1 protein-coding gene is annotated in these 1223 nt (G+C 43.2%); it reads right to left on the reverse strand.

Going from position 1 to position 1223, the window contains the following annotated elements; translation table 11 throughout:
• Window positions 1-32: 32 nt before the first annotated feature.
• Window positions 33-1204 (reverse strand): IS3 family transposase gene (locus L3V33_RS23135; RefSeq protein WP_237291256.1). Its coding sequence is split into 2 segments (ribosomal slippage): window positions 33-922 and window positions 922-1204, totalling 1173 coding nucleotides; the frame shifts between segments, so codons are not numbered across the junction.
• Window positions 1205-1223: the final 19 nt, after the last annotated feature.

The following is a 1223-nucleotide window of genomic DNA, read 5'->3' on the forward strand; positions in this document are numbered from 1 at the left end:
TGATATGGCCCCTAAAAAGTAGACACAGGGGTTTAGTTGATTAGTTCAAAGTCCATGGGACTCACTCCACCTAGAGTCCCATGTCTTCTTACTGGATTATAATAGGTATCGATATAAATTCGACTCTGCATCGTCATTTCTTGTCGTGAAAGCTGATCTAAGTTGTTCATCCACTCTTTCTTATATTGCGCAAAGAAGCTTTCGGAACAAGCGTTGTCCCAACAGTTTCCTTTTCTCGACATGCTGACTTTAATCTTTCGTTTACGGTGCCAACGGATCGTCTCCAACGCTCGATACTGTATACCTTGATCGGAGTGAAACAAAAGCTCGTGACCTAAGGGCTGCCTTTGTTTCCAAGCCTTATTCAGGCTTCTTAGCACTAACTTTGCGTTATTAATGCGACTTGTCGACCAACCAATCACTTTGCGTGAAAACAAATCTAAGACGACGCACAGGTATTGCCAACCATCAGTACAGCGCACCTGAGTTATATCTGACACCCAAACTCGATCGGGTTTATCCACCTTAAATTGACGGGCAAGAATGTTATAGGCAGGTATAAGCGTATTTTGTCTTGGCGCTCGTCCATATCGCTTCTTGCTCGCGCAAGAGCTATAGCCCATACTCTGCAGAAGCCTCTGTACTCGCTTTTTATTACAAATAAAGCCGTTAGCGATTGCTGCTTCCCAAAGCTTTCGATAGCCTGGAATACAATACTGAGCTTTGCTTTCTCTCCTCAAGTAGTGACTTAAAGACTCATTGTCTGTCTCTCGCTTCGATGGTTTCCTTGTTAGCCACTTGTAATAACCCGCTTTAGAAACGCCCAACCATTGGCATAGTCGTATGACAGGAAGCTTCACACTGGCCTTCTTAAGGATATACTCGAACCTTATTCTTTTTGGCTGTCGAAGAAAGCCTTCGCTTCCTTTAAGAAATCATTCTCCACCTCTGCCATCTCAAGCTTCTTTTTCAATTGACGGATCTCTTTCTCTAGTTGTGCAACGGATTTTTCGGGGCCGTGGTTAGGTATTGGGAGGGAGTTAGTCTTTTTCGATGTCATTTGGCATCTCCATTTAGAAAGTAGCACCGGCGATATTCCTAAGGATAGTGCTACTGACTTAACGGTATCAGAAGAATCGAGAGATCGCTGAACAGCTTCTCGTTTAAATTCGTCTGTATATTGTCTTTGTGATTTTACTTTCATGACACTCAATGCTCTGTAT

It is taken from the genome of Vibrio sp. A2-1, assembly GCF_021728355.1.
Taxonomy (GTDB): Bacteria; Pseudomonadota; Gammaproteobacteria; order Enterobacterales; family Vibrionaceae; genus Vibrio; species Vibrio splendidus_K.